General features: G+C 44.3%; 11 protein-coding genes. 1 reads left to right on the forward strand and 10 read right to left on the reverse strand.

Translation table 11 applies throughout. From position 1 onward, the window contains the following. The 8 genes from CJD36_RS22280 to CJD36_RS22315 form a co-directional block, all read right to left on the reverse strand. Positions 1-5653, reverse strand: a 5653-nt coding sequence (locus CJD36_RS22280; RefSeq protein ID WP_205685692.1) for a beta strand repeat-containing protein, incomplete at its 3' end; no start/stop codon positions are given. 38 nt (positions 5654-5691) lie between these two features. Continuing rightward, positions 5692-5964: a hypothetical protein gene (locus CJD36_RS23365; protein WP_161499422.1), complete on the reverse strand. Its 273-nt coding sequence runs from the start codon at positions 5962-5964 to the stop codon at positions 5692-5694. Between the two features lie 5 nt (positions 5965-5969). Beyond that, positions 5970-6512 carry a glycine-rich protein gene (locus tag CJD36_RS22290; protein ID WP_105041425.1) on the reverse strand — a complete coding sequence of 181 codons (543 nt, stop codon included), beginning with the start codon at positions 6510-6512 and terminating at the stop codon, positions 5970-5972. 494 nt (positions 6513-7006) lie between these two features. After that, a complete protein-coding gene (locus tag CJD36_RS22295) occupies positions 7007-7564 on the reverse strand; it encodes a DUF4256 domain-containing protein (RefSeq protein ID WP_105041426.1) in 558 nt (185 codons plus the stop codon). A gap of 66 nt (positions 7565-7630) precedes the next feature. Then, positions 7631-8209, reverse strand: coding sequence for a YdeI/OmpD-associated family protein (locus tag CJD36_RS22300; protein ID WP_105041427.1), 579 nt, complete (start codon positions 8207-8209; stop codon positions 7631-7633). Between the two features lie 12 nt (positions 8210-8221). Next, positions 8222-8605, reverse strand: coding sequence for a DoxX family protein (locus CJD36_RS22305; protein ID WP_105041428.1), 384 nt, complete (start codon positions 8603-8605; stop codon positions 8222-8224). Next, on the reverse strand, positions 8602-9075 hold the full coding sequence (locus tag CJD36_RS22310) for an SRPBCC domain-containing protein (RefSeq protein ID WP_105041429.1): 474 nt from the start codon (positions 9073-9075) through the stop codon (positions 8602-8604). The genes CJD36_RS22305 and CJD36_RS22310 overlap by 4 nt, the downstream gene beginning before the upstream one ends. Positions 9076-9081: 6 nt before the next feature. Then, on the reverse strand, positions 9082-9405 hold the full coding sequence (locus tag CJD36_RS22315; protein WP_105041430.1) for an ArsR/SmtB family transcription factor: 324 nt from the start codon (positions 9403-9405) through the stop codon (positions 9082-9084). 388 nt (positions 9406-9793) lie between these two features. Here CJD36_RS22315 and CJD36_RS22325 point away from each other — a divergent pair, with 388 nt between their 5' ends. Further along, positions 9794-10009: a DUF2141 domain-containing protein gene (locus CJD36_RS22325; protein WP_105041432.1), complete on the forward strand. Its 216-nt coding sequence runs from the start codon at positions 9794-9796 to the stop codon at positions 10007-10009. An 87-nt stretch (positions 10010-10096) separates the two neighbouring features. Here the strand turns inward: CJD36_RS22325 and CJD36_RS22330 are convergent, their stop codons facing one another. Both CJD36_RS22330 and CJD36_RS22335 read right to left on the reverse strand, forming a co-directional pair. Next, on the reverse strand, positions 10097-11254 hold the full coding sequence (locus CJD36_RS22330) for an FAD-dependent oxidoreductase (protein WP_105041433.1): 1158 nt from the start codon (positions 11252-11254) through the stop codon (positions 10097-10099). Positions 11255-11283: 29 nt separating this feature from the next. Continuing rightward, entirely contained in the window at positions 11284-12060 is a 777-nt protein-coding gene (locus CJD36_RS22335; RefSeq protein WP_117601808.1) for a helix-turn-helix domain-containing protein, read from the reverse strand. Between the last annotated feature and the right edge of the window lie 73 nt (positions 12061-12133).

Genomic DNA, 12133 nt, shown 5'->3' on the forward strand with positions numbered 1-12133 from the left:
TGCCGGTAGATGTAGCTGCAGCATTGCTGATGCCCGCTACCACAGCACGTGTCCACGCGAACGTAGTACCTGTTGTGGTGCTGCCCGGCGTATAAACAAGCGGTGTGCTGCTACATACTGTTGCTGTTGTCAGGCTTGACAATACCGGTGTAGGGTTAACTGTTACCGTTACTGTCTGGGTGTTGCTGCAACCATTGGCTATAAGCGTATAAATGTAAGTAACAGCTACCTGATGGTTGGTGGTATTGTTCAGTGTTTCAGCAGGGTTGTTGGTGCCACTGCCTGCAACATTGCTGATGCCGGTTACTGTTGCACGGGTCCATGTAAACGCTGTGCCTATAGTTGCACTTGTCGGCGTGTAGTTGAACGTGGTATTGTTACAGATAGCTGCAGGCGTTGAAGTGCTGCTCAGCATTGGCGTGCTGTTCACTACCACGCTTACTGCTTGTGTATTGTAGCAACCGTTGGCAAACAGGGTATCTATGTAGACTACTGTCAGCGGATTGGCTGTTGTATTGTCCAGGTATTCCATAGGGTCGTTAGATCCATTAGCTGCTGTGTTAGCTATACCTGCTACTGTTGCACGGCTCCATGTAAATACTGTACCTACTGTTGCACTTGCTGGTGCGTAGCTGAACAGCGTGCTGTCGCAGATAGCTGGTGGCGTCAAGGTGGTTGTCAGCAATGGTTTTGGATTAACAACTACTGATACTGACTGTACATGTGAGCATGTGTTGGCTGTTAGCGTATATACGTAGGTAACTGTTATCGGATCAGGTGTTGTGTTCACCAGGTATTCCATTGGGTTACTTGTGCCCGTATTGGCAGTGTTGCTGATGCCGGCAACTATAGCGCGACTCCATGTAAACGCTGTACCAGTTGTTGCACTGGTTGGCGTATAGGTGAACAGTGTGCTGTCGCAGACTGCTGCCGGTGCCAGGGTGCTGGTAAATACAGGCGTAGGATTAACGACAACTACCACGTTCTGGCTATTGGTGCAACCGTTTGCCGTAAGCGTATACACATAAGTAACAGCAACGGGGTCTGTTGTGGTGTTGTACAGGTTTTCGACCGGATCTGTGTTGTCGGCATTGGCAGGGTTACTGATACCCGCTACTACTGCACGGCTCCAAATGTAAGTTGTTCCTACGGTAAGGCTTGCAGGTGTGTAGCTAAACACACTGCTATCGCAGATGGCTGCCGGCGTAAGCGTTGTGCTCAGCAGTGGCTTAGGATAGATCGTTGTGGTCACGCTCTGTAAATTGCTGCAGCTGTTGGCTGTAAGCGTGTATACATAGATCACGTTTACAGGATCAGGTGTTGTGTTTACCAGGTATTCCATAGGATCGTTTGTTCCTGTACCAGCCGCATTGCTGATGCCTGTTACCGCAGCACGGCTCCAGCTGTAGGTTGTGCCCACTGTTGCACTGGTTGGCGTATAGCTCAGTAATGTGCTGTCGCATAGCGGTGATACTGTAGCTGCGCTGGTAAATAAAGGTGTCGGGTTAACCGTTACCGTTACGTTTTCTGTATGGCTACAGCTATTAGCTGTAAGCGTGTATACATAGGTAACAACTATCGGATCTGTTGTAGTGTTAGTCAATACTTCATTAGGGTCATTTGTTCCTGCTCCTATTGTATTGCTGATGCCAGCTACTATAGCACGGCTCCAGTTAAACACTGTCCCTGTTGTTGCACTGGTTGGCGCGTAGTTGAACGTAGTGTTGTTACAGATAGCAGCAGGTGTCAATGTGCTGCTCAGCATTGGTGTTGGCTGAACAGTTACTGTTACATTTTGTGTGTTAGTGCAGCTGTTGGCTGTTAATGTATACACATAAGTAACAACTATAGGATCTGCCGTTGTATTGGTCAGCGTTTCGTTAGGATCATCATTGCCGTTGTTGGCTACTTTGCTGATACCTGCAATTGCTGCCCTGCTCCATGCAAAGGTAGTACCAACTGTTGCGCTTGCAGGCACATAGGTAAACAGCGTAGTATTACATACAGGTACTGCAGTCAATGTTGTCGTCAGCATTGGCGTTGGGTTAGACACGATCTCAAACGTATCGCTGATACCTGTACAACCATTTGCTGAAGGGGTAACAATTATTGTAGAGAAGATCCTTGCGGTAGTATTATTGGTCAGCGTCAGTGAAGTGATGCTGTCTGTAGCTGTTGCAGCAATACCTGTTGTTGTATTGTCATTGGTCCAGGTAAACAATGTACCTGATACCGAACCTGTAAATATTACCGGTGTAGTTGCAGCTCCGTTGCAGATAGATTGGTCGGTGGTCGCATCTATGGTAGGGAATGGTTTTACCGTGATCACTGCATTACCGGTTGATGGATAAGTACAGGTACCTTCTGTAATATCTACCAATGCATAGGTTGCTGTTGCGGTAAGTGCTCCGCTATTAATTGTGTCAGCGCCGTTAGCGTTCATCAATGCACTCAGTAGTGTTCCGCCATTGATGGTATATGACACCGCGGTTCCGGCTGGGCCATTGACGATCACATCTGCATTTTCATCTTTACAGATAGCAGTAGTACCACCTATGGTAGCAACCGGCAATGCAGGCTCCAATATAGCAACTACCTGATCATGCATACAACCGTTACCATCAGTAACCGTACATGTGTAAGAACCAACTGTAAAGCCTGTACCTGTTGCCGCGGTACCACCTATCGGTGACCATGAATAACTATAAGGTATTGTACCTCCGTTGGGCGCTACAATTGCTGCACCGTCGTTGCCGCCATGACACGTAACATTGGTCTGGCCGCTGATGTTGGAATTGAGCACAGATGGCTGTGTGATAGTAACCGTCTGGGTATGTGAACAAAGGTTGCCGTCTGTAATAGTACAGGTATAAGTGCCTGCAGTAAGACCGGTTGCTGTTGCAGCAGTACCACCACTTGGTGCCCATGAGTACAACAAGGTTCCTGTACCACCTGCGGCAGTTATTGTCGCCGCACCTGTAGCATTACCATTACAATCAATATTCGTTTGTGAAGCAACGCTGGATGTAATCGCAGATGGTTGTGTTACTGTTACTGCCTGTGTTGTTGAACAGCTATTTGCGTCGTTGATCGTTACTGTATAACTACCCGCAGCAAGTCCCGTTGCTGTAGCAGCAGTACCACCGCTTGGTGCCCATGAGAATGAATAGGTTGGTGTGCCGCCTGAAGCAGATACAGTTGCAGCTCCGTTTGTTCCACCATTACAGCTTACATTGGTAACCGAACTTACGCTTGATGATAGAACTGTTGGCTCGGTAACTGTTACTGTCTGTGTTGTTGAACAGCTATTGGCATCGTTGATCGTTACTGTATAAGTACCGGCTGCAAGTCCCGTTGCGGTTGCAGCAGTACCACCGCTTGGTGCCCATGAGAATGAATAGGTTGGTGTACCGCCTGAAGCAGATACAGTTGCAGCACCATTGCTACCGCCGTTGCAGCTTACATTAGTAACAGCGCTAACGTTTGAGGTAAGAATTGTTGGCTCCGTTACAGTCACCGTCTGTGTTTTTGAACAGCTGTTGGCATCGCCGATGGTTACTGTGTAAATACCCGCGGCAAGCCCTGTTGCAGTTGCAGCAATACCACCGCTTGGTGCCCATCCATAAGTATAGCCAGGTGTGCCACCTGATGCAGATACTGTTGCAGCACCATTGCTTAGGCCATTACAACTTACGTTGGTAACAGCACTCACATTTGAGGTAATTACAGATGGCTGGGTTATTGTTACTATTTGTGTTTTAGCACAGCTATTATCATCGGTGATCGCTACTGTATAACTACCTGCGGCAAGGCCGGTTGCAGTAGCAGTAGTACCGCCGCTTGGTGCCCATGAAAATGTATAGGTTGGTGTACCACCTGACACAGATACAGTTGCAGCTCCGTTTGTTCCGCCATTACAGCTTACATTGGTAACTGAACTTACACTTGATGACAGAACTGTTGGCTGGCTAACTGTTACTGCCTGTGTTGTTGAACAGCTATTAGCATCTTCTATTGTTACGGTATAATTACCCGCGGCAAGACCTGTTGCTGATGCCGCAGTGCCCCCGCTTGGTGACCATGAAAATGTATAGGCTGGTGTACCACCTGACACAGATACAGTTGCGGCTCCGTTTGTTCCGCCATTACAGCTCACATTAGTAACCGAACTTACGCTTGCTGACAGTGCTGTTGGCTGGCTAACTGTTACTGTTTGTGTTGTTGAACAGCTATTGGCATCATCGATCGTAACCGTATATGTACCTGCGGCAAGACCTGTGGCCGACGCGGCAGTGCCACCGCTTGGTGCCCATGAGAATGAATAGGTTGGTGTACCGCCTGATGCAGATACCGTTGCTGCACCATTGCTACCACCATTACAACTAACATTAGTAACAGTACCAACATTTGAAGTAAGAACAGATGGCTGACTAACGGTTACTGTCTGTGTTTTTGAACAGCTATTGGCATCACTGATAGTTACGGTGTAAGTACCCGCGGCAAGGCCGGTTGCTGTGGCAGCAGTACCACCGCTTGGCGCCCATCCGTAAGTATAACCAGGTGTACCACCTGATGCAGATACTGTTGCAGCACCATTGCTCAGGCCATTACAACTTACGTTAGTAATTGCGCTTACGTTTGAAGCAAGAACAGATGGTTGTGTAATGGTTACCGTCTGGGTATGTGTACAAAAGTTGTCGTCGGTTATTGTACATGTGTGAGTACCCGCAGTAAGGCCGGTTGCAGTAGCCAGCGTACCTCCTGATGGTGCCCATGAATATAGCAAGGTACCTGCGCCACCTGATGCTGTTACCGTGGCTGCTCCTGTGGCATTGCCATTGCAATCTATGTTGGTTTGACTTGTTATTGATGAATTGATACCCGTTGCAGGTTCCGTTATAGTAACAATTTCCGCATCCGAACATCCATTATCATCACTAGCCGTGCAAGTATAAGTACCTGCTGTGAGGCCCGTTGCTGTAGCAGCGGCACCACCACTTGGAGCCCATGAGTACGCAATAGTGCCGGTTCCACCACTTGCAGAAATGGTGGCTATACCGGTAGCTGCTCCACGACATTCAATATCAGTCTGAGATATAAATGTGGCACTAACCGAAGTAGTGGGTTCAGTAATCGCTACCACCTGTAGTTGCGTACATAAATTGTCATCTGTTATTGTGCAGGTATATGTACCCGCAGATAAGCCTGTTGCAGTAGCAGCAGTGCCACCTGATGGTGCCCACGAAAATGTATATGCTGGTGTACCACCTGATGCAAGCACAGTTGCAGCACCGGTAGAACCACCATTACATGCTATATTAGTTTTCGAACTTACACTAGAGGTAATCGTTCCGATATTTACAACAACAGTAATTGTGTCTGAAGCTGCACCATCGCTAACCATCATCTTAAATGATTCGGTAGTATATCCCGTTGCTGCCTGGTAAGTAAGTGTACCGCCTGGAGTTACATTTGTACTGCCACTTGAAGCTGTAGCAGCAGTTGCTATAACTGTACCATCAACACTTGGCTGCGATACAATACTCCATGTAAGCGTTTGAGACGCATTGGCATCATTTACATGTAACAGAGACTTTATATCTACAACACCAGCGTTGGCGCAAATGTTCAAAGTTGTCGTTGCGCCATTCACAAAAACAGGCGCTGTATTGGGATTAGTATAACTTATAATTACATAACCATTTCCGGTTCTAAATGAGTTTGTAGTGGTAGCTGATGAAACACCTGCACCACCAATATAAGAGGAACCACCGCCACCCGATGCACCGGAACCGCCGCCGCCACCGTAATAGCCGCCGCCGCCGCCGCCGCCATAGAAGTTCCCTGCGCCACCAGCACCCCATCACCTCCGCAACAGCCACTACATGGACCTGAGCAGTCTTTTGCCCCACCTCCAGTCTGCGAGCCTCCGCCAGTAATAGGCGAACCTCCGCAATCGCTCAATCCGGTTAATCCACTTGGAAAACCGCCGCCCCCCCATTTTTTTGCAAAGAACATGAATAGTTCCCGCCGCCACCGCCACCTGCCACAAGAAGACGGGTGTTTAATGAAGCAACGGATGTAGGACCACCGGTAATACTTGTTCTGATGCTAGTAGCAGCACCGCCACCAGAACCACCCGAATTGCCTCCTCCAACTCCTCCACCTTCGCCGCCTACAGATGCGCCACCTGCGGCAGATGCAGCAACAATTCCATTTGCCCCAACTCCTCCTATACATATATAAAGTACCTGCCCGGGAGTTACCGCCAGAGTAGCCTGTACACGCCCTCCCTTACCTCCAACACCACCGGCAAAAGAGCCACCACTGCCACCGGCCATATCTACGGTAACAGACGTAACACCTGCAGCGACTGTGTAGGTGTTAACTGCAGATGTTGCCGAGATTGTATTGGTCATTACTTGAGCATTGGCTCCGGCAATGCCAAACGCAGCAACAATTGCCAGCATGTAAAAAAGTGAACGAGACCAGGCAATAAGAGTTGTTTTCATACTACTAAATTTTGCAAAAATAAACTTGACTTTTCTATTGTTATTTAATGTTGTATTTGATCGTTACTGTATTTAATAAATCTTACCGTTGTACAAGTCTCAACAATAAAAATATTGACGCAATTTCTATTTGTTTTTTAATTATATTAAACGAATATAATTTTATAACTGAATATTGGCCGCGAAATTATGTAACAATAAACTATTGAGCAAATGTATTTCTGAATTTATCACCCCTTAGAAATTTTAGCACTGTATAAAACTGCTAAAAGCTCTAAAACGACAAATATGATCAATTTGACCAATTAATCTAATATTTGGGGACTAAACACATGTATTCTTGTGGGCGAATGTGAGTAATTTTGAGAGCAGAATGATTTGATGCCGCCAATTGCTAAAGGTGGGTTGATAAAACTTAAAAAGTTGAACTGATACACTTTTTTTTTGCGGCAAGCATCAGAGACAACCGTATATAAATATCTGATGTATATTTATCAAACCCTGAGTGTACCTCTAAATCCCCTTGCCGCATAGTATGATTCCGCACCATTATGGTATACAAAAACAGTTTCATAACGGCGATCGCAAAATAATGCGCCACCCAACTTGCGAATATCGGCGGGTGTTTTTACCCAGCTGGATGTCTTGGTATCAAACTTACCTAACTGCTGCAATTTGCGATACAATTCTTCCGTCAAGAGTTCAATACCCATGTCTTCTGCCATATTGATAGCACTGTCCGCCGGCTTGTGTTCCTTTCTCGATTCCAGGGCTTCATGATCGTAACAAATACTTCTCCTGCCTTTAGGGCTTTCAGCGGAACAATCACAAAAAATGTACTCGCCTGTTTTCTTATCAAAGTCAATGATATCAGGTTCCCCACCTGTTTCTTCCATTGCATGTAACACCAATAATTTATCGGGCACAGTATTGAGTTTTATCCCCACATCAGTCCAATCAATACCCTTGTGACGAATTATATTTTTCTCAAAACGGCTTTGTAGTGTTGCCAGCAGCGTTTGTTGTTGTTCGGGTGATAATTGATTTTTCATTTTGAAGATGTTTGTGTTCACTACTGTGAGTTATAACGCGGTATTATACTGAAAACAGAGCTGGCTCTAGTCTTCTAATCCCTTACCATCCAGGATCTGCGGAATATATTTGTCCACCCTTGCTTCGCGCGTCTTAGACTGCTTGGCTTGCGAAAAGTAATAGATATATGCCCGCTGGCGACCAGGAGTAAGCGCTTCGAAGGCCGATCTCAGGTTCTTATCCTTATCTAGTTTACTTTGAAATTCTTCAGGCACTTCATATTCACCAGTCTTTTTCAGTTCTACCTTTAGGCCTGATCTTTCTATTTTAATAGCCTCGTTTACATATGCCTTAATAGTAGCTTTCAACATAATAATCTCATTGGCGCTTGTAAACCTTAACTGGCGTGCGGACTGTACATTCTCTGTTTGCTGAATGAGTATAGCTTTTGTATCTTTCATTAATGCCCCTTTCATAAACAGTATGGCACAGTATTCTTTAAAGCCATGTATGAGCACCACATTTTTATCATCAACGGTATAGCAGGGGCAGCCCCACTTCAATTCTTCGGTCAATCCGCAATCAAGAATTATTTTTCTTAATTCTGTATATTCCTTCTGCCATTGGCTGGCCTTATTAAAATAGAAATCAACCTTTGGATTCATACAATACAATTATTAATTACCTGAAACTATCTTTCTATCAACAGGCCTGCAATACCACGACAAGATAATAAAAACCGTCTGCATTACCGGTCCCATAATTGCCTTCAAGTCATAATCGCCCATTGACAGGTGAGAAACAAGTGCTCCCGTCATAACGAAGAAGAAACCTGCATAAGCCCATTCCTTCAAGAGCTTGAATCCGGGTAAAAGAATAGCAATCACACCGAGTATTTTCCACACCCCAATAATGCATAAAAAATATACCGGGTAACCCAACGGTATAACCAGGTCCTTCATCTGTTGTAGCTGAAATACCTGCGCTACCCCACTGCCCAACATACCAAAAGACAATAAAGCAGTTGCGACCCAATATGTTATCAATCTCCCTTTGTTCATGATCTGTTATTTTGTTTGTTAACTATATCCTGTATACGGTTGTGTGCCATATTTATACCCTGTGCAAATGGCAGCTGCAGTATCTGATCTCTGATTGTAACAGACTCATATATAACATGCATAGTCAGTTTACTGGTGTCGCTGGTCAATTGTTCGAACTTGTAGCTTTCCAACTGCACACCAAAAGGAGTACCATCCATTTCAAATGTCCGTACGATCTTTTTATCACGTATTAGTTCATGAATTACGCCACTAAACCCGTGTTTGATTCCTTTAGGATCGGTTGTTTCAAATTGATAACTACCATGCTTCCTGCTATCCAGCTTCAGCACTTTCGTTCCCATCCATTGTTCAACAAGGGCCGGCTCTACGTATGCTTTAAAAAGCAAATTAAGGGGAAGGTCAAACTCCCGCGTGATCATTAATTCCTGCTTGCCGTCCTCAGCATTGATCTTTGTTTTTCGCTCCACGATAGTTTAGTTTTTAGATTTATATTTTTTCATAACTGCTTCCAGCTTATTAAACCTGTCATCCCACATCTGGCGAAATGGCTCAATAAAATCGGCGATCTCTTTCATATTCTTAGGATTAAGGTGGTAGAATATTTCCCTGCCATTTTGCTCCTGCTTCAGTAACTCACATTCGGTAAGAATTTGCAAGTGCTTAGAAACTGTGGGTCTGGCAGTATCGAAGTTGGCCGCTATAGCTCCGGCAGTCATCGACTGCGAAGCAACCAATAAAAGTATTGCCCTCCTTGTTGGGTCGGCTATGGCCTGAAAAACATCCCGTCTCAAATTCATTACGTAGTTATTTGACTACAAATATAAATGTAGTTATTTAACTACGCACATTTTTCTTACACGTAGAGACAACGCGATTAGGAAAGAAATACTTACTAACGCAATGCTGTGAAGAAACATTTATATTTACAGGCATAGCACATCTATAACCAATCAAAATGCAACCAACCAAACTATCACATAGAATTTTTGCGGTATCGCTATTACTTTTTTGCACAACCAACACACAAGCACAAAACGTTGAAGTATTATTCACCGGTATCAAATCAACAAAAGGCCAAATAATAGTTAAGATCTTTACCAACGAAAAGAATTTCAAGGAAGATAAAGCACTAAAAGCAGTACGATTTAAAAAAATGACATTATTAATGGTCAATTCATTGGCAAAATGAATTTAGAACCAGGTGTTTATGGATTTGCCCTACTTGACGATGAGAACGGTAACGGAACGATGGACTACAACATGTTCGGGATGCCCAAAGAAGGGTTCGGCTTCTCTGATTTTTACCTATCCGGACTAAAGAAACCAAATTTTGATCAATTCAAATTTACACTGCGCGACCACCAGCAATTGAAGATCAATATGACATTGAGATACCTGTGAGTTGCAGTGGGCAAGTAAAAATAAGAAGGTCGATCACTTTAATGACCGACCTTCTTCTCACTTTTTTAGCAGGCAAAAGTGCCATTGCTAATGCGCCCCACCAAAAAATGCAAGCATTTTCTCCAGTGAACCAACGCCATGCATCCACTCACCATTCTCTAAAGATTCCTTTGCCGCAGCTGCAGCCTTTTTCCGCATCTGGCTTTCGTACGAAGCTATAGCAGTCTGCACATCACTAAAGTGATCATTGAACAAACACTTGCATAATTCCAAAGCATCAAGCATAGCCATGTTAACACCTTCACCCGCAAAGGGAGGCATAAGATGTGCAGCATCGCCAAGTAACGTAACGTTGGGTAAGGCTTCCCAGACCTGATCTAATGGCATAGAATAAATAGGAATAGGCATAAGTGGCATCTCCGCATTTTCCAGCACATCTACCCACACTCCGGCCCAGTTGTCAAAATCATTCTTGAACCACGGAATCACCTCTCCTCTATCGGTAAAATTTACATTTTTCAGCTGTATTTCATCTACCCTACCGGAAAAATAAAAAGCTAAACTGCCATCGCCTTTTGAACTGACAATAAAACTCTTTCCTCCACCAAAAGCCATTATTTTCCCGCCCTTCAATAGTTCATGAATAAGTGGAATTTTCACTTCAGTCTCATACACACTACCCAGTACACCAGATATACCTGAATAAAACGGCTTTATACTGGTAATGTATGGCCGGATCTTTGAGTTGCCCCCATCTGCGCCAATGACAATATCCGCATAGGCATTAGTTCCATTCTTAAACTGCAGCAGCCAACCGTCTCCCTGTTTGTACATAGCCAGAAACTGGCTGTCCCAAACAACGGTGTCGGCGTGAAGGGATTCCAGTAGTAAATTCCTCAGTGGTCCCCTATCAATTTCGGGACGGAAATGTTCGCTGTCAAAATCGGTTCCAGGTTTTCCTTCATGGTCAGAAAAAAACACTTCCGCATTTTCATTTACTATGATCATCTTATCGGCACCAGGTCGGTATGTTTTTTTGAATTCATCTAATAAACCCGCCTGCAGCAAAGCTTCTAACCCCGACTCTTTGTGTAAGTCAAGTGTTGTACCCTGCACCCGCGCATCCTTATTGAGATCACGTTCATATACTTTCACCATTGCCCCTTTTAGCTGAAGCAACCGCGCGAGAGTGAGGCCGCCAGGCCCACCACCAATTATAGCTATCTGTTTATCTTGTAACAACATACCTTAAAATTTGTTTTGACAGTGCAAAACTATTTCTTCGGCATAGCAGATAATAGTATAAATCGGTCGTTTGGGTTTTTGAAAAGTTCCTTTGGCACTGAGCCTGAAAATTTCTTTACCTCTTTTATAAAATGGGTCTGATCTGCAAAATCCAGATCAGGAAAAAGCTGTCCTCTTTTTATATAATGCAAAGACGCTTTAAAGCGAAGAATAGTGCAGTATGCTTTTAAAGAGAGTCCAAAATGCTCATTAAAATAACGATTGATTTGCCGGCTGCTCCAGAAAACCCTTTGCGACAATTCCTTTACCATAAGCGAGCCATTTGAAGAATAAATTAAATCAAAAAGCTTTTGTTTCCTTGTGTCTATATCAGGCTTGATCAATGATGTCATTTTTGCAGAGAGTTTTTCACAAAAACTTTCAAAATCATTCAGGTCATCCTTTGTGACACCCCAAAAACCGTCAGGTAACTGTAGTACAGCATTTAATAAAGAAGCTACTTTAATAGCTAACAAGTACTCAATGGCAAGCAATTTAAAACTCACCGCGAACATTACCATTTTAGCAGGAATAGCATGAGGTCCCGGTTCTGTTCCTAACCCCATCAACATTGCGTTAAAGGACTCATTTGGAGCGTACGAAAAAATAATATCAAGTCTGCCATCAGGTAAGCCCACAGTCTCATGATCTTTATCAGATGTATTTTTTATCATCCAGAAACTTTCTACAAAGTCGGACAGTTGCGATGAGGGCATCAAGACCTGATACTCAATACCACTGTTGGTTATAGTGTTCGTGCTTTGCATTTTCAATATGAGGCATCAAAAAGGAAGGTAGAAAGATATTTCCGAATGAAAATTACTAAAACTAAAAAAAATC

The organism is Flavipsychrobacter stenotrophus (assembly GCF_002954265.1).
Taxonomy (GTDB): domain Bacteria; phylum Bacteroidota; class Bacteroidia; order Chitinophagales; family Chitinophagaceae; genus Flavipsychrobacter; species Flavipsychrobacter stenotrophus.

Coding starts and splice junctions, on each gene's coding strand:
- CJD36_RS22300 (WP_105041427.1), bottom strand. CDS start 8,209: ATGAATCCAAAGGTTGATTTCTATTTTAATAAGGCCAGCCAATGGCAG.
- CJD36_RS22325 (WP_105041432.1), top strand. CDS start 9,794: ATGAATTTAGAACCAGGTGTTTATGGATTTGCCCTACTTGACGATGAG.
- CJD36_RS22330 (WP_105041433.1), bottom strand. CDS start 11,254: ATGTTGTTACAAGATAAACAGATAGCTATAATTGGTGGTGGGCCTGGC.
- CJD36_RS22315 (WP_105041430.1), bottom strand. CDS start 9,405: ATGAATTTGAGACGGGATGTTTTTCAGGCCATAGCCGACCCAACAAGG.
- CJD36_RS22335 (WP_117601808.1), bottom strand. CDS start 12,060: ATGCAAAGCACGAACACTATAACCAACAGTGGTATTGAGTATCAGGTC.
- CJD36_RS22290 (WP_105041425.1), bottom strand. CDS start 6,512: ATGAAAACAACTCTTATTGCCTGGTCTCGTTCACTTTTTTACATGCTG.
- CJD36_RS22295 (WP_105041426.1), bottom strand. CDS start 7,564: ATGAAAAATCAATTATCACCCGAACAACAACAAACGCTGCTGGCAACA.
- CJD36_RS22305 (WP_105041428.1), bottom strand. CDS start 8,605: ATGAACAAAGGGAGATTGATAACATATTGGGTCGCAACTGCTTTATTG.